Raw genomic sequence first — 25,586 nt, 5'->3', positions numbered from 1 at the left:
ATCCAGCAAAAACCCTAGTTTTTTGGCAAATACTTTTTCCACGTCACAGATTATAGATGAAGTTAAAAAAGTAAAACTACTGTCCTACAAAGATTTCAGCTTAAGCGATCGCGCTGCGAAAAAAATGGATAAAGTCGAGCTAAGAATCCCCTAGTTTTTCGAGCAAATAGAGCGCAGCGAGATTTGTTCAACTAGGGGAGTGTCAAAAGCTGTCTAAGGTACACTAAATTGTCGTTTTTCTTTGTGAAGAGTTTTTATAGCAATCCAAGTTGACCTGGAAAATGTCAAAATTAAATGAGTTTTGCGTAGGCGCAAGCAACTTGTCGCCAGACATCGCCACTTGACAAGCGCGGATTTGAGATAACTAAGTTGAAATTTATGGTCAAGCAACGTGTTCTTTCTGGAGTTCAACCAACCGGCAATTACCATCTAGGTAACTATTTGGGAGCCATTCGCAACTGGGTAGAAGGTCAGAGCGAATACGAAAATTACCTTTTTGTGGCTGATTTACACGCGATTACAGTGCCACACGACCCAAAACAGTTGGCAGCTGATACCTACACTCTTGCTGCTCTTTATCTAGCTTGTGGTCTTGATTTAAATCACTCCACTATCTTTGTACAATCTCACGTTTCGGCCCACAGCGAACTCACTTGGTTGCTCAACTGCATTACGCCTCTGAACTGGCTGCAAGATATGATCCAGTTCAAAGAAAAGGCTGTTAAACAAGGAGAAAATGTGAGTGCAGGCTTATTGGATTACCCTGTGCTGATGGCATCTGATATTTTACTTTACCAAGCCGATAAAGTGCCTGTGGGTGAAGACCAAAAGCAACATTTGGAATTGACACGGGATATTGCAGCTCGGTTAAATCACCAATTTGGTAAACCAGAACAACCAGTTTTGAAGTTACCAGACCCTTTGATCCGCAAAGAAGGGGCAAGGGTGATGAGTTTAGCGGACGGTACACGCAAAATGTCGAAGTCCGATCCTTCAGAGTTAAGCCGAATCAGTTTGCTAGATTCACCAGAGCAGATTCAATACAAAATTAAGCGTTGTAAAACCGATCCGATTCGGGGGCTGACTTTTGACGATCCAGCGCGTCCAGAGTGTAATAATTTGTTAACGCTCTATACATTGCTGTCAGGGAAGAAAAAGGAAGATGTGGCAGTTGAGTGTCAGGATATGGGCTGGGGACAGTTCAAGCCATTGTTGACAGACACAATTATTAAGTCTCTCAAACCAATTCAAGAAAAATATCACTCGATAACGGCGGATAAAAGCTATTTGGAGTCTGTGTTGCGGGATGGAGGGGAAAAAGCTAGAGCGATCGCAAATCAAACTTTATCACAGGTAAAAGCTGCTTTAGGCTACTCTCTTCCTCTATAATTTATCCCTTTTCGGTGTGATTGGCTATACCATTTAAGAAATTGAAAGTCTTAATGTTATGCATCACACCCACAGCCCCACAGGTTTAAATGACTTTCGCAGAGCTGTACAAGCAGGTGAATTTCTAGTTACCGCCGAGGTAGCACCGCCGAAGGGGGGAGATCCAGCGCACATGATTCAAATGGCGGCGACTCTTAAGGGAAGGGTTCATGCCGTCAATGTTACTGATGGTAGCCGCGCCGTGTTAAGGATGTCTTCGTTAATGGCGTCGGTGATTTTATCACAGAATGGCATAGAGCCGATTTGTCAAATTGCTTGCCGCGATCGCAACCGCATTAGTTTACAAGCTGATTTGATGGGCGCTCATGCTTTAGGCATAAATAACATTTTAGCTTTGACTGGCGATCCAGTAAAATCAGGCGATCATCCAGATGCCAAAGCAGTGTTTGACTTGGAAGCTGTGCGATTGCTGCAACTGATTCGGAAGATGAATCAAGGCGTTGATTGCAATGAAAAACCCTTGACTGATGGAGCCTTAGATTTATTTGTTGGTGCAGCAGTAGATCCGCAATGTAAAAGTTGGTCGGGTTTACAAAGTCGATTTGAACGCAAAATCGAAGCCGGAGCGCAGTTTTTTCAAAGTCAATTGATTACCGATTTTGATCTGCTAGAAAAGTTTATGGATACCATTGCTGCTGGTTATAAAAAACCAATTTTGGCAGGAATATTTCTATTGAAATCAGCCAAAAATGCCCAGTTTATTAATAGATGTGTGCCGGGTGTAAATATTCCCCAACATATTATTGATAGATTGGCAAAAGCCAAAGACCCTTTTGAGGAAGGCATAAAAATTGCTGCCGAGCAAGTGCAAATAGCGCGGCAATTATGTCAAGGGGTTCACATGATGGCGGTGAAGCGTGAAGATGCGATCGCGCCAATTTTAGATTTGGCTGGGATTGCTCCAGTGAATCAATTGGTATCTATGTAAATTGGACAATGAATCTTTTATTAAAGCAGATGGTTATTCCTATCTGCTTTTTTTGTGTTGAAACAGACGCATTTACATTATTTTTGATAGACTTTCAATATCCTATGTTCCCTTGACTAAATCTAGGTGCAAACTGACAAAATATTTTATAGCTTATTTCAAGCTTTTCCTAGCATATTTTTTGCCATAATTGGCGACACGACTGCTAATATCAACGCATATCAATTTGTTTCAGTCGAGCTAAAAGAAACTGCTTTTAGGATTGATGGGGTATTCATCCCCACAAGTGAAACTACAAACCAACCACTTTACTTTGTTGAAGTTCAGTTTCAATTAGACGCAAATTTTTATAGACGCTTCTTTGCCGAAATCTTCCTTTATCTGCGTCAAAACGAATCAGTCAATTTTTGGCGTGCAGTTGTTATCTATCCGCAACGAAGTTTAGATTCCAACGATCGCCTACCATATCAATTGCTGCTAGACAGTTCACAAGTGCAACGCATTTATCTAGATGAATTAGATACGAGGGAGAACTCACTTCAAGTTGCGATCGTTAAATTAATTATCGAAAGAGAAGAGACAGCCGTTGACAAAGGTAGAGAATTGATTTTACAAGCAAGGCAACAACTAACAGATGAATCTACCAGCAAGCAAATTGTAGAATTGATAGAGACTATTCTGTTGTACAAATTTACCCGGTTAAGCCGAGAGGAGTTAGCAGAAATGTTGGGCATAGAGGACGAATTCAAAAAAACGCGGATGTATCAATCAATCAAGGCAGATGGCTTAGAAGAAGGTCGCCAGGAAGGTCGCCAGGAAGGTCGCCAGGAAGCTAAGTTAGAAGCTATTCCCCGATTGTTGGCATTGGGATTGAGTGTAGAACAAGTGGCGGTGGCTCTCGATTTAACGGTGGCGCAAGTAGAGCAAGCAGCCCAGAATTAGTTGATCTTATAGTGGGCAGTGCTTGCCTCTAATTTCAATCAGCAAGTGTGACGCCGATAGCGTACTCCTTTCCTGCGGAACGCTACGCGAACAAAGAAGCAAGCTAGCAAGAGCGTCTCGTAGAGAAGCGTTAGCGAGTCCGCGTACTTTGTAAGAGTTGCAAGCTACGCTTTTAGCGTCTCGTAGAGAGCGTCATAGCCTGTTTTAGACATCGCCTCTTTTTGTTTTAACTAAACTAAACTAGAAGCGATGTCTACGACGGGCTTACGCCTACGAACTCAAAACCTGGGTTACATCTTACCGTGTTGCAGCACTTGTTGTAGATGTTGGCGAATCTCTTGTGCGTGTTCAATATCAGATTGCCGCAATTTTTGGAACAACTCTACACAAGGTTGAGAACCTACTTGTTCTGCATCTTTGATGTATGTATCGTAAGCTTTAACAGCTTCAGCCTTGTTGTGCAAAACGGTGATAAAATCATACTCCAAGTCGCTAATCGCTGTTTGAGATTGTCCGTTACCTGTATTTGTAGCCATTGCTTGAACCTCTTTTAGAATTTATAATTAACGTTATATTCACCCTTAAAGAGCGATTCATCTTCCAAAAAGAGTATATTTCAATACGTCGGAAGTACCTTGCAAAAGTAGGTTATACCCTTTTAGATTTCAGAGCCATCCAATTTCCTGATATAGTCTCAAACAAAAGAGTGGAGAGTAGGAAAATACTTTTTCACTACTCTCCACTAGAGACACGATCAATAGCGTCTCTTCCACTCCCCATTTTCATAACAATTTATCCAAGCGGTTGATTCTCATCACATTGACGTGAATACTGTAATTCCAACTCGTTTTGGCGTTCTCTACCTCCCCTATACACAACCGGACAAAACTTAGTATTAGCACTCATACAATCCATGTGTGGTGTCTTAGCGCATACCACGAGTAGTCCACCCAAAACAAATAACAAACCACAAATTGCAAGCGTATTAACCCAAGAAATTTCCAGCGCTCCGTGAACGACTACCTCTCGCAGTAAAGATACTATTGTTACCTCAACTGCCACTCCTACAGAGATACTATGTTCTTGCAAATAGACCATTAATAGTCGAAATAACTCGACTAAAATCAACACAAATAGTATTTTTGCAGTCACATGTTTATAGTCTAGTGGCTGCATGAGGGCGATAGCTATCCCCCACAATTGGATTAGCATGACGGCGAACAAACCCAAACACAAAACAATCACTATTAGGTCTTGAAAGGCTTCCATGTTGCGAACAATTGATTGCCGATCGAGCCAGCGATCGCTAAATAAAAATCGACTTTTCTGGCGCTTTTGCATGTACATTTTTCCAATCGGGACAAGTTCAGACAACACCAGCGAGTCAACCCAATAGTTTTATCTTATGCAATATTAAGTTTTTCTGCCTCAGCGAGGTTGGTAATTTATTAGTCATTGATCATTGGTCATTAGTTTTAGACAAATGACAAAAGACAAATGACTATTCATTTTAAATTTTGTGCTTGTTGTAACAATTGCTCGGCATTTTTCGCCCATTGGGGATTTTTTTGAGCATTGTATAAATCTCTAGCAAATTGCAATACTTGTACTGCATCGCCATATTGCTGTAACTGGATAAAAACTAACCCAGCACCATAATAAGCGTTGGGATAGTTAGAGTTAGCTTCGGCTGATTTTCTAAAAGCCTCTAATGCTTCTTGTAGTTTCCTTTGTTGAAAAAAAATCGAGCCGAGATTGTAGTAGGCTTCTGGATACTTGGGATTAATTTTTAATGCTTGATAAAATGCACTTCTGGCTTGATCGAGTTTACTTTGTTGGAGATAACACATCCCAATATGGTAAGGAGGTTCTGGTGCATTTTTGCTATATTCTACGGCTTTTTTAAAAGATGCGATCGCTTTCTCACAATCTCGTTGCTGTTCTCGCACCAACCCCAAGTTATAGTGGGCAAATCCGAGTTTGGGATCGAGTTTTAAGGCGTGTTGTAAATAATCGTTAGCTAACTGTAAATTATTCCCTTCTAACAACGCTCCGCCTAAATTAGCAAAAGCTGGAGCAAATTTCGGATCGGCTTGCGTCGCTCGATAAAATGCATCCGCAGAGGGTTGTAATTGTCCGATTTGTCGGAATGCTAACCCTAAATTATAGTGCGCTGGTGCCAATGCTGGATCTAATTTAGCTGCTTGTTTAAAAGCAGCGATCGCATCTTGTACCTTTCCCGCCTGAATTGCTTGTAAGCCTTGGTTTAACCAGTCTACAGCAGTTTTAGCATTAGATTGTACCAGCTTTGAGGCGACAGGAGGAGATAGCGCAAGAGAGGGGAAGGAAATACTCATAATCAGCATCAAACTTACTAACCCTGCTATGCGATATTTAAAGAATGATAATTTCATTGATTTTCTGACTCGCAACACTTTCAGTTAAATTTACTTGATAAAAAGTTTTTTACAAAAGTTTTTGATTTGGGATAAAAATTTGCGATCCTTAACTTTTCTTAAGCTAAATCTTACGACAGGCTACAATTTTTTTAACTTTCGATTAAAGGGAGGATAATAACGAATTAAAGAAGGGGTAATTTTGACTCCAGAGAACCATTTTGTTCAAATAGAATTCAGGAGTCAGGAGCCAGAATTCAGCTGGGAATTCTGTACGACTGGCAAAGAAATAAATCGGTTTAAGACCCTCGCGGACTTGCTACTGTCAAGATTTATGAATCCTGAATTCAGAATAGCTGGATTCTTCTTTAACCCTTGATATATACAGAATCATGCGGTTATAAAAGACTGACCGCAAGGGAGGTTTTATGAACGAAAAAGTAAAATCGGGTTCGCGGAACGTTGCAATTGTTGGGCCTTATTTAAGTGGAAAAACCACTTTACTAGAAAGCTTGTTATTTGTCACAGGGGCAATTTCCCGCAAAGGCAATGTTAAGGACAGCAATACAGTCGGAGATAGTGCTGCCGAGTCGCGCGATCACCACATGAGTGTAGAAGTCAGCGCCGCTAGCACTGAGTATAACGGTATTCGCTTCACATTTATTGATTGTCCGGGAAGTATAGAATTTGCCCAAGAAACGTACAATGCTTTAATCGGAGTCGATGCAGCAATTGTAGTTTGCGAACCCATCCGCGAACGAGTCCTCACCCTTGCCCCTCTATTTAAATTCCTGGACGATTGGGAAATTCCCCACCTCGTCTTTGTCAACAAAATGGATCGGGCAAATATTCACGTCCTAGAAACGTTGCACGCCCTGAAAGCAGTATCTAGCCGTCCCCTGGTAGCGCATCAATATCCCATCATGAACGGCGAAGAACTCACCGGCTTTATTGATATGGTGAGCGAACAGGCATATCAGTATCATCCAGGCGCACCTGCCGATCCCATTCCCTTCCCCGAAAGTTTAAAAGAAGAAGAACATATAGCACGGGCAGAAATGCTCGAAGCCCTTGCAAATTTTGACGACCATTTACTCGAAGAACTTTTAGAAGACATCGAACCTCCTCAAGAGGAAATCCTCAAAGATTTAAAAATGGAATTAGGGGCAGATTTAGTAGTGCCCGTTTTCTTTGGTGTGGCAGAACAAGATTATGGTGTTAGACCTCTATTAGAAGCCTTGTTAAGGGAAGCTCCCGAACCAGAAACTACAGCAGAACGTCGTTTAAAAAACATCAAAGGTGATACAGCTTTAGCGCAGGTATTAAAAACTTACTACACTCCCCAAGGTGGCAAACTCTCTTTGGTGCGTGTTTGGCGGGGCAAATTAACTGATGGCATCGTCCTCAATGGCATTCGCACTGGTGGACTTTACCGCCTCATGGGACAACAACAGCAGTCAGTTAATCAAGTTAGTGCTGGTGAAATTGTCGCATTGAGCCGTTTAGAAGGAATCAAGACGGGCGATACAATCTCTATAGAACAGCAGTCGGCAATCAAATTACCCAAAGCTGTAGAGTTGGAACCAGTGTATGCTCTGGCTATTACCCCAGAAAAGCGCAACGATGAAGTGAAACTCAGCAGTGCCATCACCAAGTTATTAGAAGAAGACTGCTCACTTGCTTGGGAACAACATGGCGATACCCACGAAGTTATTCTTTGGGGTCAAGGCGAGATTCATTTACAAGTCGCCCTAGACAGACTACGCCGCAAATATAACTTGCCAATGACAACCCACTTGCCGCAAGTACCTTATAAAGAAACCATCCGCAAAGCAGTGGCTTCAGTTCATGGGCGCTACAAACACCAAAGCGGCGGTCACGGACAGTTTGGTGACGTTTTTCTCGAAATCAAGCCCCTACCACGCGGAACAGGTTTTAACTTTAATGAAACTATTGTCGGTGGCGTGGTTCCTAAACAGTACATTCCTGGCGTAGAAATGGGCGTGCGGGAATTTTTGACACACGGGCCTTTAGGCTTCCCAATAGTGGATGTGGCGGTAACTCTGACTAATGGTTCGTATCACAACGTTGACAGTTCCGAACAAGCATTTAAGCAAGCTGCCCGATTGGCAATGCAAACTGGGATACCGCAAGCGGAACCTACCTTGTTAGAACCGATTTTGCGGATAGATGTTACCACACCGAGCGAATTTACCTCCAAAGTGCTGCAACTATTGAGTGGTAGACGGGGGCAAATTTTAGGCTATGAGGGGAGAAACGATTGGCAAGGCTGGGATAATGTCTCTGCATACTTACCACAAGCAGAGATGCAGAATTTTATTGTAGAGCTGCGATCGCTCACTCTTGGCGTTGGTTCCTTCCACTGGGAATACGACCATCTCCAGGAAGTACCCGAAAAGCTTGCCGAACGCGTCATTCATAGCAATGGCAATGGTAGTAACGGCAACGGCAAGTAATACCAATTTGAAAAAAGAATGCGATAAATAGACGATTTGTAGAGACGCGATGAATCGCGTCTTTACCCAAAGATGTATTGCAATCATTAATTGAATTGGTATATTTTTCGATTTTGAATTAATTGTAAAGTAGCGTATGCCCGCCATAGGCATCGCTCCAAAGCTAAGATTCCTGACTTATGAGAAAAGTCGGGAATCTTTTTCAATCTATAAAAGAATTCATAAACCTCTAACTTGTGTGAAATGATATGAATTTCATAAAAGCGTTTGGGAATTATGTGATTAAGCATATTCGTCTTAACTACACAGAAAAACTTATGGGCTTTATAGTCTCTCTTGTAACTAGCCTAATTGCAATTCTCGTTTATCTCAATACAGATAAGATATCTAGTGAAAGGTCACGTTTAGCAATACGTGGAATTATGATATTGATTGGCAGTATTGCAGTACTGAATTCTTTTTCTAGGCTTTTGGTGATTGTCCCACCTGGTAATGTCGGTGTCGTCAATTTCTTTGGTGAGGTTTCCGAAACTACTCTTAATCCTGGTGTCCACTTGCTTAACCCCTTTAGCAAGGTGCTGAATTTTTCTACTCGCATTAAGGATATAAAAGAAAATGTAGATGCAACATCCCAAGAAGGTTTGAGCCTAAATCTTGATGTCAGTCTTCAGTACAAGCTCGATCCGCAAAAGGCAGCTACAGTATATAAAACAATTGGAACTGATGAAACACAACTGGTGATTTCCAGATTCCGCTCTACTGTCCGCGCCATCACGGCAAACTACCCAGCCAATGCTATTTACTCTACCAAACGCCAAGAAATCGCCCAAAAAATTGACCAACAACTCACCCAAGAGATACCAGCTTTGGGTTTCATCGTTGAGGAAGCTCTTTTACGAAACATCAAAATGCCTGATACTCTACAAGCTGCAATTCAAAATAAACTCAAGACAGAGCAAGAAAATCAGCAGATGAAATTTGTTTTAGAGAAAGAGCGTCAAGAGGCAGAACGAAAGCTGATTGAAGCGCGAGGTATAGCAGATTCCCAAAAAATTCTCTCAAATGGACTTAGCAACCAAGTCCTGCAATTACGAGCGATTGAAGCCACAGAAAAGCTAGCTCAATCTAATAATTCTAAGCTGGTAATTATTGGTTCTGAAAAAGGCGCAGTGCCTATTATGATCCAGCCATAAACAGGAACCTCAAAGCCCTAAAATTTTCTTATCGTGTCAAAAATTTATTAAATGAGATTAAAGATGTAAAACTAGAACGCATAGAAGGAGAAGAAAGTGGCTGGCTTTATCGAGTTATTTTTGTATTAAACTCAGATGAAATAATATCTCTAACTCAGGTTTATAGTTCTGTTTATCAAGAGAAGCAACAATTAGTTGATTGTATTAAAACTTTTCTTCAAGATAAATCAGGTAATGATAAATAATGGTAACACTTCAGGATGGCAAATACATTGAGTCAGAAATTAGTTCTAGTTTTCCCAACTTGCCAATTGTTAAAGAAATTCCCCGATTTATCGAACAAAGCCGAACTTTAGGTAGAAGTCCAACGCTTAGAGCCTTTCGTCAATGGGTAAGAAAGCAAATCAACTCAACTTAATGTAACCCTTGCTCTTTTAACAACTCATCTGCCCAAGCTGAATCAATTTTTCCAAGAGGCGGAATTGCATCACGAGTGTAGTCTATAGCCAAATCAAATCCAGCGCGATCGTAAACGCCATGTATTAATGCTTGCAAGTCTACTAATGGTTCTGTATCGCCTCTATGTATGGGTAACAAAAAAGTTGGAATCTGCTCTTGCAACCCAAAGGGGTATAATTCTGCTTTGGGGCGAGATTCACTGCGACTTACCAAAATGCGATAGTCTGATTTAATTTGACTACCCAAGATTGGCATGGGTTCGCCACCACGCAGCAAGTCTATTTCTAAAAGATGAGTGAAGCTACCTAATACTTGCTGACGTTTACTTTCGTATGCCTTTTTTCCTTCCCCAGTCCGCTTATTTTTTGGTGATAGAATCTCAATCACTGTTACAACTTCTCCTGTTCCTACTTCCCGAACTTCTAGGTATCCTTCTCGCACTTCCTCTAGAATGGGAACGTTGACAGTTATCGGTTTTTTAGGCGGTGCAGCTACTGCAATATTAGACGGTTCTTTTTCTGTGTTTGTTAAAGAACGGCCTACAACAACATCAGGAATCCCAACTAAAATAGAATTTTCATCTGTCATTTGATATACCCGTTTCTCAACCGCCACTCGATATTTCGGTCGCAGTTGAGGAGCAATTGCATCTGCGATCGCAATAATTAATCGACTGTGAACTTCCGGCCACAGTTCAGGATTTTCTAGGTAGGGGTTCATCCCTGGAAATGGTGAAGGCATAAGCTTGGCAAAACTAAATTCTTAATGCTGATCTTAGCAATCTGGTTTGTGAGCGCGAAGATGTTTCAACAAATGAGCGTTGCAATACTTAATAGTATTTCTATAAACAACAGAAGACTCTACGATAAAAAAAGGAGCCTAAGTTAGGCTCCTTAATAAAAAACTGGGGCGTTGCTGAATCAAGGGATGATTCTTGTAGGGTGGGCGACACGAGCGCCCTGAAATACAAGGAACGGGCTTTTCGGCCCATCCCACAAAACTAGCAAAACCATCCCGCTTTCTCTGCAACGCCAAAACTGGTAATAGAATTGTGACTACTTAACAGTCACCTTACCGCCAGCTTCTTCGATGCGCTTCTTAGCATCTTCAGCAGCATCCTTAGCAACACCTTCTTTAACTGCCTTGGGCGCAGCTTCTACCAAGTCTTTAGCTTCTTTCAAACCCAAACCGGTCAATTCCCGGACAATCTTCAGCACGGCAATCTTCTTATCAGCTGGGACTGATTCGAGAACCACTTCAAACTCAGTTTGCTCTTCTACGGCTTCAGGAGCCGCAGCAGCAGTACTAGGGCCTGCGAACGATACACCAACAGGTGCAGCAGCACTTACACCAAAAGCTTCTTCAATTTGCTTGACTAACTCAGAAGCTTCGATTAAAGACAGGGTTTTTAGTTGTTCTAAAATTTGATCGGTTGCAGCAGACATTGATATAACTCCTGTAATTTTGATTATTTATTTGTCATAAGTCATTGGTCTTTAACTATAGACTTTTGACTTTCGACTGATGAACCACGAAGTCTATTCAGCAGCAGTTTCAGTGCTGCTATCTTGGACAGCAGCAGTTTCGGTACTACCACCACTTTGCTCTTGGTCAGCCACAGCCTGCAAAGCACGAGCCAGCGAACCAGGAACTTCGTTGATACCCACAGCAATCTTGGTAGCCAAAGCGTTGATAGCTCCAGCAATTTGGGCAATGAGTTGCTCTTTAGATGGCAAGTCTCCTAGTATCTTGACATCAGGTTCTTTGAGTAGGCGACCTTCCAGTACACCACCACGAAGTTCTGTCTTCTTGGTGACTTTTTGGAATTCTTGGTATGCCTTAATTGCCGATGAAAAATCATCTTTTACCAGCAAAAATGCGGAAGAACCATTGAGCAATTCCGACAAAGGCTGCCATTTTTCATCGTCTTTGATAGCAATGCCCATTAAGGTGTTCTTTGTCACCTTACAAACGGTGCCACTAGGACGCAGCCGCCGCCGTAAATCGGTAATTTCGGCAACAGTTAGTCCCTGATACTCTATTACCAGTGCCAGAGTTGACTCACTCAAAGTTTCTTTGAGGTCAGCTACTATTTCTTGTTTATTTTCTAGTGTTCTACCCATTCCAATCTCACCTCCTTAAAACAATCGGGGAAGTGCCCTAGTTGTGTGTTTTTTCTCAACCTGAACCCAAACAACAAACCCCAGCTAATATAGCCGGGGTTGAGTAGTAAGACTCTTGACGCCATAGTTATCACACCTTTGTGGGTGGTAATTCTGACAATTAGAGTTTTAACCTCGGCAGGATATTTAAGCTGTTAGCACCTGCTGTCTCCGGCTTTGCCTATTTAATTTTGTCATTTGTCATTTGTCCTTTGTCCTTTGCCCTTTGCCTTTACAAATGACAAATGACTAAGGACTAATGACTAAAAATTAACCAGCTTCGCTCAGTTTCAAATCTCGTAGGGCGGTGACATCAATTTTAATTGATGGTCCCATTGTGGCTGACACATAAAATGTGCGCCAATAACGACCTTTAGCTCCTGAAGGACGATTGCGGTCAATTGTTTCCTGCAATGCCTTTAGGTTAACTAACAAATCTTCAGGCGAGAAGGTTGTCTTACCAAACATAACATGGACAATACCAGTTCGGTCAGCTCGGAATTCTAATTTACCTGCTTTGAATTCTGCGATCGCACCTGCTAAGTCAAATGTTACGGTTCCACCCTTGGGCGATGGCATCAAACCACGCGGCCCAAGCAACTTACCCAGCTTTGCCACCTGTGGCATCACATCGGGTGTGGCAATCAGCTTGTCAAAATCCAGTCTACCTTTTTGGATTTCGTCAATTAGTTCTTCTGACCCAACTAAATCAGCACCAGCACTGCTAGCTTCATTTACCTTTTCGCCTCTGGCAATCACCGCCACCCGGACGATTTGTCCTGTACCTTTGGGCAATGCTACCGTTGTCCGTAACTGTTGGTCTGTATATTTGGGGTCAATTCCTAACCGGATATGCGCTTCCGCAGCTTCGGTAAATTTAGCTGTTGCTGTGTCTTTGAGAAGGGCTAAAGCCTCTAGCGGTTGATAGTCCTTATCTTCTACTTTTGCTTGCAGACCCTGCAAACGACGCGATATTTTTGCCATTTGTTCTCCTGGGGTAATTCCGAAGCCTTGCCTCTCCCCCAATAATTTTTAGTTATTTGTCCTTTGTCATTTGTCCTTCGTCATTTGTGATTTGTTGATTTTTTCTAATGACTAATGACTAATGACCAATGACTAATCCGTAACTGTTACACCCATATTTTTAGCCGTTCCTGCCACAATCTTCATTGCCGCTTCGATATCGTTGGCATTGAGGTCGGGGAGTTTGGTTTGGGCTATCTCTTGCAATTGTGCTTTGGTTATTGACCCAACCTTCTTTTTGTTGGGTTCATTTGAGCCTTTTTCAACTTTCGCCGCCTTCCGAATCAGTACTGATGCGGGTGGCGTTTTGAGTACGAATGTAAAACTCCGGTCTTCAAAAACCGAAATTTCTACAGGTATCACCATTCCAGCTTGGTCTGCTGTTTTGGCGTTGTACTCTTTACAAAACATCATGATGTTGACACCATGTTGACCCAAGGCGGGACCAACTGGCGGTGCTGGGTTGGCTTTTCCAGCATTCAGGGCCAGTTTAATGACCGCCACTACTTTCTTCGCCATTTGTATTTAACTCTGTTTCTCTACCTGATTAAATTCCAATTCTACTGGTGTATCCCTGCCGAAAATTGAGAGCAAGGCTTTAAGTTTACTCCGTTCTGGAGAGACTTCAATCACCTCGCCTTCAAAGTCTTTAAATGGACCAGAAAGCACCATTATCTTATCACCAGTAGCCATGTCAATTTTGACAACAGCTTCTTGTTCGCTGGTTTGTTTGAATATACGTTCAACTTCTGAAGAACTTAGTGGTATGGGGTTGACATGACCGCGACCCTTGCTGCTACCACGTTTTTGTTCTGAACCGACAAAGTTAATTACATGAGAGGTGTTGCGTACCACCTGCCAAGTATCATCATCCATCATCATTCGCACCAGCACATAACCAGGAAAAACTTTTTCTTCTGTATGCTGGCGACTGCCATCTTTGCGGATTTTCACCGCTGGCGTCTGCGGAATTTCTACCTGGATAATTTTGTCAGCGACATCAAAAGTTTGAATGCGTTGCTCTAAGTTAGTCTTTACACGCTTTTCACAGCCTGAAGCTACTTGTACTGCATACCAGCGTGCTTCTTTTGACGCTGCTTCTGCTGCTTCTGCTGTTTCTGCTGTTTCTTCTGACTGCAACATTGAGTTGCGTGGTTCATCTGTTGCAAAACTCATTAGAACACCTGTTTTGCTGCCCAAGCAAACAATCCATCGACCAAGTATATCAAAGATGCGGAGAGTGCCACCATTAACAACACAGCGGCGGATTCGCTCACTATCTGTTTCCGACTGGGCCAAACTACTTTTTCAAGTTCTTCTTTGGTTCCCTGTATGAAGTTGCCAAAGCTAAACCCATTTGCGGTTTCTGGCAATTCTGCTTCACTTTTTTTGGCCACGACCGTTTATCCCCCGTTTCTTATACTAGATCCTGTTTAATTGTCATCTAGGTTTGCAGTTTCGACTCTATTTTACTTTTTGCCAGTAAAACAACTGCAAATACAATAAGTTTACCCGAAATTATTAGCGCTAACTGCTATACTAGCAGCTGCGTAATTATTTCGGGCTTTGTTTTTTGCTCTTGAGCGCGCCCTGGAGGACTTGAACCCCCGACATCAGGTTTTGGAGACCTGCGTTCTACCAACTGAACTAAGAGCGCACAAGCTGTTTTTGATTCAGTGATTGCGCTGAACTAAATTTTAGTTTAACGCAATATGCGATTTATATCATAGCTTAATTTTGCCCTTGAAAACAAATCAGCGGCAGATGCCGCTTGCAGCTTGAGATTTCTCCCATTCTTTTTCTTTTGCAGTCCGAATCACAAAGGGCGGTCAAACCGTTGCTTGATTCTGGTTGCCTTACCTACGCGATCGCGGAGATAATACAGTTTAGCACGTCGGACTTTACCTCGACGTAACACTTTAATGCTGTCAATCCGGGGAGAATGCAACAGAAATACCCGCTCAACGCCCACGCCTTGAAAAACCTTACGAACTGTAATAGTTTCGTTGATGCCGCCATTGCGCTTGGCAATCACAACTCCCTCGTAGGGTTGCACGCGGTATTTTTCGCCTTCCTTGATTTTTACTCCCACTTTTACAGTGTCACCCACATAAATGTCGGGCACATTCGATTTTATCTGTTCCGCTTCAATGGAGCGGATAATCTCTTGAGCGTTCATAGTCTTTCTGTCTGCTGAAAAAAACTCACGATCATCAATGATAAATCGATAATCCTATTTCAGTCTACTTGTTAGGATTGATAATTGTACTGATACAACAGCTTAAAGATCGAAGCTATATTGCAGAATGCCGTATTACAAAGGAAAAATTTATGAAATTTAGCATCGTCATCAGTACCTATAATCGCTTGAATTTGCTCAAAAGAGCAATTAATTCGGCTCGTAACCAAACAATCGAGTGCGAGGTGGTTGTTGCTGACGATTGTTCTGATGATGACACCCAAACCTATCTCAAAAGCTTAGGGGATAAGGTTGTTTACCATCATAACGAAGTAAACCTTGGTCATGCAGCAACGGTAAATGCTGGAGTTGCCAAAGCTAGCGGCGACTGGATTAAGTTTTTAGATGATGATGACTATTTAGCGCCCAACTGCATAGAAGAGATGGCAAAGGCGATCGCACTTCGTCCCGATGCTGTAATCTGCTCTTGTGTGGCGGCTCAGGTGGATGGCAATGAAGTTGAACTCTCTCGCACCCCCCAAGTTGGCCCCGGTTTAGCTTTTTATATCCCCCAAGCTGATATTCACTACGGGATGCTTTTAGAGCTTGTACCCTTTGGCACACCTGTACAAGTAGCTTGTCGACGTGATGCTTTTCTACAAAGTGGTGGTTGGGACTCCACACTCGATGCTAACTGTGATGACATCGATTCCTGGATTCGGATTGCTCAGTTTGGCGATGCTATTTTCTTCAATCAGTGTCTTGCTTACCGCACTATTTGGCCGGGTGCGTATAATCAGAAGTTTTCTTTGTCTCGGCGGTTGGCGACAAATATTTTAATGAAAGAAAAAATTTACGCCTTGGTAAATGAGCAACATCGTTCAAAGATTCCTGTCTTTCAAGATATAAAAAATTACCTAAGACTCCATTGGATTTTAGTTGCACTGAAGCAAAAAAATCTCAAGAGTTTTCTTTCCATGATAGATCCATCTATACTTTCTCCTCGGTCTTGGAAGTTTTTGCTAACTGCTATTTCATCACGCCGCTCTCAGGGAAACAATTCTCAGGTTCGTAAACTTGTATTGATTGAGTTGTACTATGATGTCTGGCAAAATGCCCAGAATAAAAGCGCCAGTCTTCAAAATTTAGAATTAGATTCTGTGCCACTGGTGGACTTGCCCATGAGCGCCCAGTCGAACTCTCAGTACTAGATGAGGACGTTACTACCAATTACCAGATCGGTAGCTGTGAAATTCTTCAAAGTTGCCAATGTGGTAGTGTAATCACTCTTACCGTAATTATAATTAACTTGTGTAGAAGTACCCGATTGGGCAAATAGTAGGTAGCCATCACTTACGGGATTGCTGCCAGTTTTTTCTTCTCTGTTTTTACTGCTGTGTGAAATGGAATTTATATATCTGCTGTGGTGTACTAGAGTTCGATACCAGAGTATTAAGAAATAGAAAATAAGGTTATAGCAACTTTAAATAGCAGATTCAGCCTTCAGAATTTTGGAGTTTTACCCCGATTTATTGAGCCGTTACTGAATAAGTCTTTAAGCTAAGTAACTGGTTAGAAGCGCTCTTAATCAGTAGAAAGTGGTCAATTTTACGGACTACTGACTACTTTTTAGTTGTCGCTGAAGACCTCAATAATTATGTTGATTTCTATTCAGTTACTTATCTTTATTTTTTATACACATCTCAAAGATTATGCGAATCATACATATTTTAAACCACGTTCAAGAGATAGGTAACGGTATTGTGAATGTGGCTGTGGATCTGGCTTGTCTACAGGCAAAATCTGGTTATGAGGTCGCGGTTGTTTCTGCTGGTGGAGAATACGAGGCTTTACTAGAGCTTTGTGGTGTCAAACATTACTACTTAGACCAAAGCAGGAAATTGCTAAATACGATTAAAGCAGCTATGCGTTACCGAGCGATCGCAGCTGAATTTCAGCCGGATATTGTTCATGCTCACATGATGACGGGGGTAATATTAGCACGCATTTTTAGGGGACGCAAATATGCTTTAGTTTCTACAGTCCACAATGAATTTCAGCGTGCTAGCTTGCTGATGGGTTTAGCTGACAGAGTAATTGCTGTCAGTCAGGCTGTATGTGATTCTATGATTAGGCGTGGTATTCCAGAAAACAAGTTGCGGATAGTATGTAACGGCACTTTAGGCAGTCCCCGCACTAGACAAATACAAGATTATCAACCTTTAACATTACAGCATCCAGCGATCGCCACTGTCGCCGGGATGTATCAACGCAAAGGAATTGCTGAGTTAATTGCTGCCTTTGAACAAATTGCCTCAGATTTTCCCCAAGCCCATCTTTATTTGGTAGGAAATGGCCCTGATAAACAGCTATTTGAGGCACAGGCACAAGCAACTTCTGTAAAAGAACGCATTCATTTTGAAGGCTTCCAACCAGAACCTCAACGCTATCTAATATCTTGTGATATATTTGTGCTGGCTTCTCACCGTGACCCGTGCCCTTTGGTGCTTTCGGAAGCTAGAGAAACTGGAACTGCGATCGTCGGCACTCAGGTAGACGGGATTCCTGAAGCTTTAGACAACGGGCGAGCAGGTCTTTTAGTGCCAGCAAAAGATAGTCATGCTTTAGCTGGGGTTTTAGTGCAATTACTGAGTAATGCCGAGATGCTGCAAGAGTGGAAACAGCGGGCAAAGAAAAACTTAGACAGGCTGAGTGTTGCCCGCGTCCATCAGGAAACTATGACAGTGTATCGTGAGTTGATTACAGAATGAGGGCAGGGGCATTGGGCATTGGGCATTGGGCATTGGGCATTGGGCATTGGGTAACAATCAATAGTTCTTCTGACCCCTGCTTCCCCTGCCCCTCTGCTCCCCTGCTCCCCTGCTCCCTGCTCCCTGCTCCCCTAGTCCTCTTAACAGAGCGATCGCTTTAATTTGAAAGCTACGCCTAAAGCGCCAAAAACCAGTACACCCAAAACGTTAGTTGATTCAGGAACAGCGGTGTAATAAGAAGCCACTCTGATGGGCCCGTCTTTATCTTCTTGATCTGCTGGAATTGGTGGAATGATTCCAGCACCTGGCGCTAGATTAGGTAGGCTAGCGAATGGATTGTAAAATAGGCTTCCATTAGGGATTACGCCACCACTAAAAGTGACAGTACTACCCTTGATAGTAATGTCTTTAAAAACATCCTTAAGATCGGGGTTAACAGAGGAACCAATCTTCCCATCTCCATTAACATCTCCCCACTCGACTGGTTCATTATCAAATGGTGGAGTAGAATTCGGATTACTATAGGACAGCGTTTTTAAATCAAAGACCAAGCTATTTATATCGTAACCAGTGGCATTTACAAAGTTATTAGCTACATCTGGAACACCATATTCTATTACTTCCCCTGGTAGAAACCCTGTAAGGGTTCTTGGTTTTTTGATATCGAGTATGGCTTGATTTTTAGTCGTCACAATGGGTTCTACAAAAATGACGGCTCTTGCTGGTGTCGAAGACAAAAAACTAATTCCTGCTGTTCCTAGAACAGACAAGGCTATTTTTGTGGCAATTCTAGTCATATTTGTGTCCTTTTGATATTGATTCGCAGAATACTACACGGCATGGTTTAAATCAAACAGCAAAAACTCATTTTTCAACCGCTACTTATCAGCTAGATAAATAGTGGTTAATGTATGCTTGCTTCCTGAGTTGATATTTACTCATAGGTTGATTTATAAAGCAATTCTTGTAATGCTTTATCACGATAACTAGTAATTTCACGCAATCTTTATAAAAAATCCAAATTAGAATTCATACATTGACAGATTAGACAATATGTGAATCATAAGTAATTATCCTGACTCTTAATGAACTATGCTTCATTACTGTCTTAACGGGGCGCTACGTAGCAGGTTTGAGATGAAATGCAAGCTTTAATCTTGTTGATGAGCAAATTTATAACCACCCCAGAAAGAAAGAGCGATCGCAACTACCAACAAAATTGGTATGCTGTACCAAGGAAACTGAGACAAGGGTAAATGGGCAGCTGCACGCAGTCCAATGCTGGCGTAGGTTAAGGGTAACAGGTAAACTACGACTTTAAGGGCTGCCGGTAATGTACCAGGGTCAAAGAAGGTTGCCCCTAAGAATGACATGGGGATAATAATAAAGTTATTGTAGAGTCCAACTGATTCGAGCGATCGCACACTCAACCCTACAATCACCCCTAATCCAGCAAATACCGCACAATTGAGCACCACTAGCAGTAAAAACAGTGGGTTGACAAAATTCCAGTTTCCACTTAGAAGCAACGCTACCAAAATCACGGAACCGGAAGTCATCAAACCCCGCACGACTCCCGCCAGCATTTTACCGATGTACAGCGCTAAGGGATTTATGGGAGTTAACAACAATTCCTCAAAGGTTTTGGTAAATAATCTGTCTCCACAAATTGAAAATGTCGTTCCAGCAAAGCTAACTGTCATCGACGACAGCGCCACCATTCCCGGTAATATAAATTCCAAATAGTTGTCATAGTTACCACTAATTCCCGAACCGGGTTTGATGGAACTACCTAAACCCAAGCCAAAAGCTAAAATATATATCAGTGGCGATATTAAACCTGATGCCGCAACTGGTAAAATTCTCACGCGTAAATCTAGCCAATCTCCCCAAAAAATAGTCAGGCTATCAGCCAGGAAGATTTGAAGTTGCGAAGTTTTGAACCTCTTGCCCGAAGGTAGCGCTCTTTGAGATGTCACTTGCTTTCAATTAGTTATTAAAATTTTATTAAATCTTAATTTACATTGTTTTACACATCAATTACTACGGGAAACAAAAATATCTCATCCGAAAAATTTAAAATTAACAACAAAAGTTAGATAGTTTAAGTATTCTGACTAGATCAATTGTGAAAGTAAATAGCGATATCTGATAACAATTAAAAGTATTAAAATTTTGTGCCAATATCTAGATAAACTAGTATTTTTCTCATTTAACAAGAATATTGCAGAGAAAATCGCAGGCAATTACAGTCAAGAATAGGCATACTGAAAGAGGGAGAAAAAACTTTAGACTACTCCCAAATTGGCGTGAAGGTGATTAAGCAACAATGAGACGTAAATCTACTGGTAGATCGGCTACTACTTCTAAACCCTCTATTTTCCAATCCCCTCTATTTAACTTCACCACCATCGCAATTATGGGAGGGGTGTTGATTTTGGGAATTGGGATTGGTATTGCTTTTAGTTCTACAACCACATTGGCACCAGCAAATGTAGCTTCCCGTGAATTTATAGATACCAAAGCACCGAACCCGGAAATTTGCGTGCAGTACGGAGCCAGCGCGATGGTGATGGACGCTAGACTGTTTGTTACTCTCAACCCCTTTAATGTTTATGTTTCACAGCCGAGTATGCGTCCCGGATGCGTGCTGAGACAAAATAACTGGGCGCTTTTAGAGCAACGTAAGCTGGTGACATCCGAGCAGGTAAATGAGTGCAAAAATCGCCTGAACACCTTTGGTTTCACAGGTAACTTGGACAGTGATAAACCTGATATTAGATGTATATATCAGAATGAAGCTGCTCAAAACTTCTTCACCGCTCAACCGGGAGCAGTTGGAACACCTCAAGAAACGGACAGATTTTAGATTTGGGGATTGGGGATTGGGGATTGGGCAAAACAGTTCTGAGTGCTGAGTTAGGAGTTAGAAGTGAGGAATTATTTTCCTTGTCCCCTTGTCTCCCTTGTCTCCCCAATCCCCAGTCCCCTGCGATCGCATCTGCCTTCATCACCTCACTCGTACTCGTCACGGATAATTGTTAAACCTAGAGCTTTGTAAGCACTCAGCATATTATTAGATACTGTCGGTGCTGTTACTAGGTAAGTCAGGGCATGAATGGACTCCACAAGATAAGGAGCAGCCGTGTCTAGTTTTTCTGCTGTGACTAATCCGACTACCTCAGCCGATCCAGCAATCATCGCTCGTTTGACGTGGGCTTCGTCTAGGTTAGGTACACTAATCCCAACTTCTGGATGCAAACTGCAAACTCCCAACATACACAAATCTGCACGAATCATCCGTAATGTCTCAATTGTGACCGTACCGACGTTCACCAAGGCTTTTTTGTAGAGTTGTCCGCCTAACATCACAACCTCTATATGGGGATGTTCTGCTAAAGCAACGGCAATTGGCGGACTATTTGTGATCACTGTTGCGTGCAAATCTAAAGGCAAATGACGGGTTACTTGGAGAGTTGTTGTACCTCCATCTAAAATCACTACCTGTCCCGTACTAACTAATTTTGCTGCTGTGCGAGCGATCGCTTCCTTTTCTTTTGGCGCTTGCTTTTGGCGATCGGCATAACTAGCGGTGGCTGGAGATTTCAGGAGCGCTCCCCCATGAACGCGTTGCAATAGTCCGGTTTGTGCCAGTTCTCGCAAATCTCGGCGAATCGTATCCTCAGAAACTTTGAGAACAGCACTAAGTTCTGTCGAAAGTACCTTTTTATCACGACGCAGAATTTCTAAGATGAATTGTCGTCGTTCAGCAGTTAGCATAATTAATTTTCCTGAAATTGCGTTTTTAAACTTGAAATTGCACGTTTGTGAGTTTATACTTATTGATATACAAGTCTCTGTACGGTAATCCGTAACTTCAATTGAATTCAAGCACATTCATGCACAATTGCATGTATTGATTTTGGCATTTGATGATATCACACGGTTCCACAATGGTTCTGAGTGGTTAGTTTGAGCTTGAATAATTGTTGCCCATCGGGGTTTTAACAATTTTTTTGTAGTGCGATCACGCGTTTTGTCTGTTCAAATTGTTTTTTATTCAATCAAGAAACCATGACTATTATGAACAACCAATTTCCAATTGATCTCGGTGCTTACAAACCTTTAGCGCTCAATCCCGCAAATTCCAGCCTCACAGATGAACAACGAGATACTCTCAAAGCGAATATTCAACTTTGCCGAGATGCGATCGTCTTTTTTACGGCGACTGGCGCTGCTAGCGGAGTCGGCGGTCATACTGGTGGGCCATACGATACAGTCCCAGAGGTGATGATTCTCGATGCCTTTTTCCGGGGAGCATCGGAGCAATTTGTACCAATTTTCTTTGATGAAGCAGGACATCGAGTCGCCACCCAATATCTAATGGCAACATTGCATGGTGATTTACCTGCCGAGCAACTTTTACATTATCGGCAAGCACATTCCAACTTACCGGGACACCCGGAACTAAAACTAACTCCTGGTGTAAAATTTAGTTCTGGGCGCTTGGGCCATATTTGGCCTTACGTCAATGGTGTGGCAATGGCGAACCCAGGCAAGGCTGTTTTCTGTCTCGGTTCTGATGGTTCGCAACAAGAAGGCAATGATGCCGAAGCGGCTCGCTTGGCTGTTGCTCAACATCTCAACGTCAAGCTACTCATTGATGACAATGATGTCACGATCGCTGGACATCCTTCTAAATATTTACCTGGTTTTAGTGTCGCCAAAACCTTAGAAGGTCACGGTTTGAAAGTACTTCAGGGAGACGGGGAAGACTTAGACGATTTATACCGTCGTATTTGCGAAGCTGTGAATACTCCCGGAGCGATCGCTCTAATCAATAAACGCCCGATGTGTCCTGGTATTGAAGGTTTAGAAGGTTCCATTCATGGTCATGATGTAATTTCTCTAGATTTAGCAGTTAAGTATCTAGAATCTCGCGGACAAACTGCGGCTGTCGAATACCTTAAAAGTATTGAGAAACCCAAACAACCATATACGTTTCTGGGTTCTGGTGACAAATGGGGCGCTAACCGCAGTGTGTTTGGTGAAGCCGTGGTGGGTGTCCTCAGTCGCATGAGTGAAGCGGAGCGTAAAGAAAAAGTCAAGGTCATTGATAGCGATCTAGAAGGCTCCTGCGGTTTGAAGATAATTCATGAAACATACCCAGAAATATTTATTTCCTCCGGCATTATGGAACGGAGCAACTTCTCTGCTATGGCCGGATTCGGGATGGACGAGGGCAAGCAAGGTATTTTTGCGACTTTCAGCGCCTTCTTAGAAATGTGTATCTCAGAAATCACAATGGCACGGCTAAACTATTCCAATGTTCTGTGTCATTTTTCCCATGCGGGTATAGATGACATGGCAGATAACAGCTGCCACTTTGGTATAAATAATATGTTTGCTGACAATGGCTTGGATGATGGCTACCCAACACAGTTGTACTTCCCAGCAGATAATAATCAAATGACAGCTTGTGTAGAAGCTGTATTCCATGAGCCTGGACTGCGGTTTATTTTCTCCACCCGTTCCAAAGTGCCCAATATTCAGGACAGTAACGGCAATGACTTGTTTGGAAGTGGTTACAAATTTGTTCCCGGTAAAGATGAGGTTATACGAGAAGGGACACAAGGCTACATTATCAGTTTTGGCGATGCTCTCTACCGTGCCGTTGATGCTGTAGAGCGTCTTAAGCAAGAAGGGTTAGACGTTGGTTTAATTAACAAACCAACTTTAAACACCATTGATGAAGAAATGATTACCAAAGTTGGTAACTCTCCTTTTGTGCTTGTAGTAGAACCCTTCAACCGTCGCACTGGCTTAGGCAGCCGTTTCGGTTCCTGGCTACTAGAGCGAGGGTTGACTCCCAAATATGCCCATCTTGGAACTTATAAAGAAGGTTGCGGCGGTTTGTGGGAACAGTACCCATATCAAGGTATCGATCCAGTCGGCATCATCAACAAGGTGAAGGAGTTAGTTGGAGGAAAGTAATTCATTTATTAGGGCATAGGGCATAGCAGGGGAGGCAAGGGAGGCAAGGGAGACAAGGGAGACAAGGGAGACAAGGGAGACAAGGGAGACAAGGGGGAATTATTGAACAAGTCTCTCCCCTCTTCCTTGTCCACCTTGTTTCTTCTCCATGCCCAATGCCCCATGCCCAATTCCCAATATTTATTTAGTTTTGGGTAAAGGTTGACCAAACTCGATTACCTGGGGTTCGGGATCGTTGGGGATTGTTGGAATTGGAAATTCCGACACCCCTAAAGGAGGAATGTTATTTAAATTACTGGGTTGATTTGGGAAAGAAGGAGGGGGAAGACTCGAAGCAGGTTGTTGAGAGGGAGAGGATGGATTTGGATTTAAAGCAGGTACGGTGACAAAAGGCTGCCCTGAGTTAATAGTAGTTGTTGAGGGCAGTTGATTGGATGGAGGCGGAACTGTGAGTGAGGGCGATTGTTGATTAGTAGCGGTTACGGGTTGTTTAATAGGCGGCTTTTGGAGTGTTTGAGGTTGTTTCTTGGCTGAAGCTGCGGATTTTCCTGGTTTTACGGCTGTAGTTTTACCGGGAATAGCCGAACGTAATACCCAGCGAGTGGAGTTTTTTCGGGAAACTGGTTGCAGTTGTACCTTTTTGGGATTAAAAACAGTCCCTGCTGCTAAATCTAGGACAATACGTGTATCGTTTGCGTTTAGCTGAGAAATACGAATGCTTTTGATTGCTCCAGAATAATTTTGTTGTGTGGTAACTTTGCCCAACTTAGTATTCGGTAAATCTACAACCAGACGAGAGGGTTGAGCTAAATAGAAATAACGAGGGGTTGTGCCTGCTGATAGATTGATTTCGAGTTGCTGTGTTTTGGGAGAAAAACGCCAATTATTTAGCTTTGCCCCTGGTGTACCAGCATTAGTAAAAGTTTCGAGGGCGATCGCTGCATAAAAACTTAATATACTGATGCTAAATAACTGCTTGCCCCATTGGTAAAATTGCTTAGTTTTTAGTTCCCGATTCATTCTGTTTATTTGCTCCATAAAACCCATACAATGCACTTACATTGCTGTTTACTTCGCGCTTCCAATCCCTTAGACGCGATGATCGCGTCTCTAGCAATCCCCCAATTCAATTAGCTTTTTGAGGCACAGCAGTAAATTTCAGAGTTTGTGGAATACCATTTACGGTTAATTGACCTGTCATATTACCTCGATCCACAAGTTGCATTTGAATTGTGACTGAGTTTAGAGGATCGTTTTGGGGGCGAGAAATATTACAAAGGATTGATTTACCAACTTTTCCAGATAAATTTAATTGTTGATTTCTGAAGATGCCTGCCAGAGAGTGCTTTTCGTCAGTGTCGGCGTTAGCGCTTGCCGGTAATACAGAGGCATTTAAGTAAATACCTGACTGCTCAATGTTTAACGTCAGAGTATCCGATTTTTCACAGTTAGGCAAATTCTCCGCTAGGGTTAGACGATAGCGACCGTTAACTGACGGAGGAGCCTTGAGTTTGTTTTCTCCGTAAACAGTGACAGTTTTAAACAACAGTAGCACTGAAATTATTGCTACTCCGTAAAAACTTAAAGATTTGAAGTTGAAATGATTCATGTTC

At 42.4% G+C, this 25,586-nt stretch carries 26 protein-coding genes, 1 tRNA gene and 1 other annotated feature; of the genes, 10 read left to right on the top strand and 17 right to left on the bottom strand.

The window, feature by feature from the left end:
• The first annotated feature begins 378 nt into the window (after positions 1 to 378).
• The 3 genes from trpS to RMY32_RS22470 all read left to right on the top strand — a co-directional run bounded on the left by trpS (position 379) and on the right by RMY32_RS22470 (position 3,319).
• Positions 379 to 1,389, top strand: coding sequence for a tryptophan--tRNA ligase (gene trpS / locus RMY32_RS22480; protein WP_322711270.1), 1,011 nt, complete (start codon positions 379 to 381; stop codon positions 1,387 to 1,389).
• 58 nt (positions 1,390 to 1,447) lie between these two features.
• Entirely contained in the window at positions 1,448 to 2,377 is a 930-nt protein-coding gene (locus RMY32_RS22475) for a methylenetetrahydrofolate reductase (RefSeq protein WP_322711269.1), read from the top strand.
• Between the two features lie 126 nt (positions 2,378 to 2,503).
• On the top strand, positions 2,504 to 3,319 hold the full coding sequence (locus tag RMY32_RS22470; RefSeq protein ID WP_322711268.1) for an Rpn family recombination-promoting nuclease/putative transposase: 816 nt from the start codon (positions 2,504 to 2,506) through the stop codon (positions 3,317 to 3,319).
• A gap of 290 nt (positions 3,320 to 3,609) precedes the next feature.
• Here RMY32_RS22470 and RMY32_RS22465 read toward each other — a convergent pair whose 3' ends face one another.
• The 3 genes from RMY32_RS22465 to RMY32_RS22455 all read right to left on the bottom strand — a co-directional run bounded on the left by RMY32_RS22465 (position 3,610) and on the right by RMY32_RS22455 (position 5,733).
• Complete coding sequence (locus RMY32_RS22465) at positions 3,610 to 3,855, bottom strand: hypothetical protein (RefSeq protein ID WP_322686256.1); 246 nt, start codon at positions 3,853 to 3,855, stop codon at positions 3,610 to 3,612.
• Between the two features lie 256 nt (positions 3,856 to 4,111).
• Entirely contained in the window at positions 4,112 to 4,666 is a 555-nt protein-coding gene (locus RMY32_RS22460; RefSeq protein ID WP_322686257.1) for a phosphate-starvation-inducible PsiE family protein, read from the bottom strand.
• Positions 4,667 to 4,824: 158 nt separating this feature from the next.
• Positions 4,825 to 5,733: a tetratricopeptide repeat protein gene (locus RMY32_RS22455; protein ID WP_322711267.1), complete on the bottom strand. Its 909-nt coding sequence runs from the start codon at positions 5,731 to 5,733 to the stop codon at positions 4,825 to 4,827.
• 410 nt (positions 5,734 to 6,143) lie between these two features.
• On the opposite strand from RMY32_RS22455, the gene RMY32_RS22450 reads away from it, so the two are divergent.
• From RMY32_RS22450 to RMY32_RS22440, 3 genes are all read left to right on the top strand, one after another.
• Complete coding sequence (locus tag RMY32_RS22450; RefSeq protein WP_322711266.1) at positions 6,144 to 8,192, top strand: elongation factor G; 2,049 nt, start codon at positions 6,144 to 6,146, stop codon at positions 8,190 to 8,192.
• A gap of 317 nt (positions 8,193 to 8,509) precedes the next feature.
• Complete coding sequence (locus RMY32_RS22445) at positions 8,510 to 9,385, top strand: prohibitin family protein (RefSeq protein ID WP_322711272.1); 876 nt, start codon at positions 8,510 to 8,512, stop codon at positions 9,383 to 9,385.
• A gap of 244 nt (positions 9,386 to 9,629) precedes the next feature.
• On the top strand, positions 9,630 to 9,803 hold the full coding sequence (locus RMY32_RS22440) for a hypothetical protein (RefSeq protein WP_322711265.1): 174 nt from the start codon (positions 9,630 to 9,632) through the stop codon (positions 9,801 to 9,803).
• Here the strand turns inward: RMY32_RS22440 and RMY32_RS22435 are convergent.
• The 9 genes from RMY32_RS22435 to rplS all read right to left on the bottom strand — a co-directional run bounded on the left by RMY32_RS22435 (position 9,800) and on the right by rplS (position 15,208).
• Positions 9,800 to 10,585, bottom strand: coding sequence for a DUF4058 family protein (locus RMY32_RS22435; RefSeq protein WP_322711264.1), 786 nt, complete (start codon positions 10,583 to 10,585; stop codon positions 9,800 to 9,802). The two genes, RMY32_RS22440 and RMY32_RS22435, sit on opposite strands and share 4 nt — an antisense overlap.
• Positions 10,586 to 10,899: 314 nt before the next feature.
• Positions 10,900 to 11,289: a 50S ribosomal protein L7/L12 gene (gene rplL / locus RMY32_RS22430; RefSeq protein WP_322711263.1), complete on the bottom strand. Its 390-nt coding sequence runs from the start codon at positions 11,287 to 11,289 to the stop codon at positions 10,900 to 10,902.
• 93 nt (positions 11,290 to 11,382) lie between these two features.
• Complete coding sequence (gene rplJ, locus RMY32_RS22425; protein WP_322711262.1) at positions 11,383 to 11,967, bottom strand: 50S ribosomal protein L10; 585 nt, start codon at positions 11,965 to 11,967, stop codon at positions 11,383 to 11,385.
• Positions 11,968 to 12,030: 63 nt separating this feature from the next.
• Positions 12,031 to 12,199 (bottom strand) — a sequence feature (ribosomal protein L10 leader region).
• A gap of 77 nt (positions 12,200 to 12,276) precedes the next feature.
• Positions 12,277 to 12,990, bottom strand: coding sequence for a 50S ribosomal protein L1 (gene rplA, locus RMY32_RS22420; RefSeq protein WP_322695413.1), 714 nt, complete (start codon positions 12,988 to 12,990; stop codon positions 12,277 to 12,279).
• A 132-nt stretch (positions 12,991 to 13,122) separates the two neighbouring features.
• Positions 13,123 to 13,548 carry a 50S ribosomal protein L11 gene (gene rplK, locus RMY32_RS22415; protein WP_099102703.1) on the bottom strand — a complete coding sequence of 142 codons (426 nt, stop codon included), beginning with the start codon at positions 13,546 to 13,548 and terminating at the stop codon, positions 13,123 to 13,125.
• A gap of 6 nt (positions 13,549 to 13,554) precedes the next feature.
• On the bottom strand, positions 13,555 to 14,205 hold the full coding sequence (nusG, locus tag RMY32_RS22410; protein WP_322695415.1) for a transcription termination/antitermination protein NusG: 651 nt from the start codon (positions 14,203 to 14,205) through the stop codon (positions 13,555 to 13,557).
• Positions 14,205 to 14,426: a preprotein translocase subunit SecE gene (secE, locus tag RMY32_RS22405; protein WP_322671077.1), complete on the bottom strand. Its 222-nt coding sequence runs from the start codon at positions 14,424 to 14,426 to the stop codon at positions 14,205 to 14,207. Before secE ends, nusG begins: the two co-directional genes overlap by 1 nt.
• Before the next feature lie 187 nt (positions 14,427 to 14,613).
• Positions 14,614 to 14,686: transfer RNA gene (locus RMY32_RS22400), tRNA-Trp, on the bottom strand.
• 159 nt (positions 14,687 to 14,845) lie between these two features.
• Entirely contained in the window at positions 14,846 to 15,208 is a 363-nt protein-coding gene (rplS, locus tag RMY32_RS22395) for a 50S ribosomal protein L19 (protein ID WP_322671078.1), read from the bottom strand.
• A 152-nt stretch (positions 15,209 to 15,360) separates the two neighbouring features.
• On the opposite strand from rplS, the gene RMY32_RS22390 reads away from it, so the two are divergent.
• Together RMY32_RS22390 and RMY32_RS22385 are read left to right on the top strand one after the other, a co-directional pair.
• Entirely contained in the window at positions 15,361 to 16,419 is a 1,059-nt protein-coding gene (locus RMY32_RS22390) for a glycosyltransferase family 2 protein (protein ID WP_322711261.1), read from the top strand.
• 501 nt (positions 16,420 to 16,920) lie between these two features.
• Entirely contained in the window at positions 16,921 to 17,979 is a 1,059-nt protein-coding gene (locus tag RMY32_RS22385; protein ID WP_322711260.1) for a glycosyltransferase family 4 protein, read from the top strand.
• Between the two features lie 140 nt (positions 17,980 to 18,119).
• Here the strand turns inward: RMY32_RS22385 and RMY32_RS22380 are convergent, their stop codons facing one another.
• Complete coding sequence (locus RMY32_RS22380; RefSeq protein ID WP_322689371.1) at positions 18,120 to 18,776, bottom strand: hypothetical protein; 657 nt, start codon at positions 18,774 to 18,776, stop codon at positions 18,120 to 18,122.
• 354 nt (positions 18,777 to 19,130) lie between these two features.
• Entirely contained in the window at positions 19,131 to 19,958 is an 828-nt protein-coding gene (locus RMY32_RS22375) for an ABC transporter permease (RefSeq protein WP_322711259.1), read from the bottom strand.
• A gap of 350 nt (positions 19,959 to 20,308) precedes the next feature.
• Here RMY32_RS22375 and RMY32_RS22370 point away from each other — a divergent pair, with 350 nt between their 5' ends.
• On the top strand, positions 20,309 to 20,848 hold the full coding sequence (locus RMY32_RS22370) for a DUF3172 domain-containing protein (protein WP_322695423.1): 540 nt from the start codon (positions 20,309 to 20,311) through the stop codon (positions 20,846 to 20,848).
• Between the two features lie 146 nt (positions 20,849 to 20,994).
• On the opposite strand, the gene RMY32_RS22365 is transcribed toward RMY32_RS22370, so the two are convergent.
• Positions 20,995 to 21,759, bottom strand: a complete 765-nt coding sequence (locus RMY32_RS22365; protein WP_322686269.1) for a DeoR/GlpR family DNA-binding transcription regulator — start codon at positions 21,757 to 21,759, stop codon at positions 20,995 to 20,997.
• A gap of 294 nt (positions 21,760 to 22,053) precedes the next feature.
• Here RMY32_RS22365 and RMY32_RS22360 point away from each other — a divergent pair, with 294 nt between their 5' ends.
• Positions 22,054 to 23,973, top strand: coding sequence for a transketolase C-terminal domain-containing protein (locus tag RMY32_RS22360; RefSeq protein WP_322711257.1), 1,920 nt, complete (start codon positions 22,054 to 22,056; stop codon positions 23,971 to 23,973).
• Between the two features lie 180 nt (positions 23,974 to 24,153).
• Here the strand turns inward: RMY32_RS22360 and RMY32_RS22355 are convergent, their stop codons facing one another.
• Entirely contained in the window at positions 24,154 to 24,993 is an 840-nt protein-coding gene (locus tag RMY32_RS22355) for an AMIN domain-containing protein (RefSeq protein WP_322711256.1), read from the bottom strand.
• A gap of 106 nt (positions 24,994 to 25,099) precedes the next feature.
• Entirely contained in the window at positions 25,100 to 25,582 is a 483-nt protein-coding gene (locus tag RMY32_RS22350) for a hypothetical protein (protein ID WP_322711255.1), read from the bottom strand.
• Positions 25,583 to 25,586: the final 4 nt, after the last annotated feature.

Source organism: Nostoc sp. ChiSLP03a, assembly GCF_034531215.2.
Classification (GTDB): domain Bacteria; phylum Cyanobacteriota; class Cyanobacteriia; order Cyanobacteriales; family Nostocaceae; genus Nostoc.
This window is presented reverse-complemented; position numbering and strand designations above follow the sequence as displayed.

Excerpts from the sequence above, each read along its gene's own strand:
- trpS (WP_322711270.1), top strand. The coding sequence starts at position 379 with ATGGTCAAGCAACGTGTTCTTTCTGGAGTTCAACCAACCGGCAATTAC.
- RMY32_RS22475 (WP_322711269.1), top strand. The coding sequence starts at position 1,448 with ATGCATCACACCCACAGCCCCACAGGTTTAAATGACTTTCGCAGAGCT.
- RMY32_RS22465 (WP_322686256.1), bottom strand. The coding sequence starts at position 3,855 with ATGGCTACAAATACAGGTAACGGACAATCTCAAACAGCGATTAGCGAC.
- RMY32_RS22460 (WP_322686257.1), bottom strand. The coding sequence starts at position 4,666 with ATGTACATGCAAAAGCGCCAGAAAAGTCGATTTTTATTTAGCGATCGC.
- RMY32_RS22455 (WP_322711267.1), bottom strand. The coding sequence starts at position 5,733 with ATGAAATTATCATTCTTTAAATATCGCATAGCAGGGTTAGTAAGTTTG.
- RMY32_RS22450 (WP_322711266.1), top strand. The coding sequence starts at position 6,144 with ATGAACGAAAAAGTAAAATCGGGTTCGCGGAACGTTGCAATTGTTGGG.
- RMY32_RS22445 (WP_322711272.1), top strand. The coding sequence starts at position 8,510 with ATGGGCTTTATAGTCTCTCTTGTAACTAGCCTAATTGCAATTCTCGTT.
- RMY32_RS22440 (WP_322711265.1), top strand. The coding sequence starts at position 9,630 with ATGGTAACACTTCAGGATGGCAAATACATTGAGTCAGAAATTAGTTCT.
- RMY32_RS22435 (WP_322711264.1), bottom strand. The coding sequence starts at position 10,585 with ATGCCTTCACCATTTCCAGGGATGAACCCCTACCTAGAAAATCCTGAA.
- rplL (WP_322711263.1), bottom strand. The coding sequence starts at position 11,289 with ATGTCTGCTGCAACCGATCAAATTTTAGAACAACTAAAAACCCTGTCT.
- rplJ (WP_322711262.1), bottom strand. The coding sequence starts at position 11,967 with ATGGGTAGAACACTAGAAAATAAACAAGAAATAGTAGCTGACCTCAAA.
- rplA (WP_322695413.1), bottom strand. The coding sequence starts at position 12,990 with ATGGCAAAAATATCGCGTCGTTTGCAGGGTCTGCAAGCAAAAGTAGAA.
- rplK (WP_099102703.1), bottom strand. The coding sequence starts at position 13,548 with ATGGCGAAGAAAGTAGTGGCGGTCATTAAACTGGCCCTGAATGCTGGA.
- nusG (WP_322695415.1), bottom strand. The coding sequence starts at position 14,205 with ATGAGTTTTGCAACAGATGAACCACGCAACTCAATGTTGCAGTCAGAA.
- rplS (WP_322671078.1), bottom strand. The coding sequence starts at position 15,208 with ATGAACGCTCAAGAGATTATCCGCTCCATTGAAGCGGAACAGATAAAA.
- RMY32_RS22390 (WP_322711261.1), top strand. The coding sequence starts at position 15,361 with ATGAAATTTAGCATCGTCATCAGTACCTATAATCGCTTGAATTTGCTC.
- RMY32_RS22385 (WP_322711260.1), top strand. The coding sequence starts at position 16,921 with ATGCGAATCATACATATTTTAAACCACGTTCAAGAGATAGGTAACGGT.
- RMY32_RS22380 (WP_322689371.1), bottom strand. The coding sequence starts at position 18,776 with ATGACTAGAATTGCCACAAAAATAGCCTTGTCTGTTCTAGGAACAGCA.
- RMY32_RS22370 (WP_322695423.1), top strand. The coding sequence starts at position 20,309 with ATGAGACGTAAATCTACTGGTAGATCGGCTACTACTTCTAAACCCTCT.
- RMY32_RS22365 (WP_322686269.1), bottom strand. The coding sequence starts at position 21,759 with ATGCTAACTGCTGAACGACGACAATTCATCTTAGAAATTCTGCGTCGT.
- RMY32_RS22360 (WP_322711257.1), top strand. The coding sequence starts at position 22,054 with ATGACTATTATGAACAACCAATTTCCAATTGATCTCGGTGCTTACAAA.
- RMY32_RS22355 (WP_322711256.1), bottom strand. The coding sequence starts at position 24,993 with ATGAATCGGGAACTAAAAACTAAGCAATTTTACCAATGGGGCAAGCAG.
- RMY32_RS22350 (WP_322711255.1), bottom strand. The coding sequence starts at position 25,582 with ATGAATCATTTCAACTTCAAATCTTTAAGTTTTTACGGAGTAGCAATA.